Raw genomic sequence first — 239 nt, forward strand, 5'->3', positions numbered from 1 at the left:
CCCCGATCCCATTGAACGGAAAAATGACCAGACAGGCCGCCAAACAGAGGATCATATGGCAGGTAACTGTGTATGCCATATAAGGTGAAGTTGTCCAGATTAAGCTCCCGTTGACTTGCACTAACGGATATCTTGAGCAGCTCCAGCGATGATTCACTGAACGCATTACGGTTATCGTCCATCAGGGTATGTGAGGCGGGTAGCCAAGTCCCTGTTAATTCCGGAACGCCTTCCGGCGA

The 239-nt window shown here is 50.6% G+C and carries 1 protein-coding gene; it reads right to left on the minus strand.

Annotation, left to right across the window (positions count from 1 at the left end):
• The coding region (locus tag R0J87_RS24385; RefSeq protein ID WP_498889628.1) for a DUF7840 domain-containing protein at positions 1–239 on the minus strand (239 nt) is incomplete at both ends.

The sequence above is a fragment of the Halomonas sp. SIMBA_159 genome, assembly GCF_046536035.1.
Classification (GTDB): domain Bacteria; phylum Pseudomonadota; class Gammaproteobacteria; order Pseudomonadales; family Halomonadaceae; genus Vreelandella; species Vreelandella venusta_A.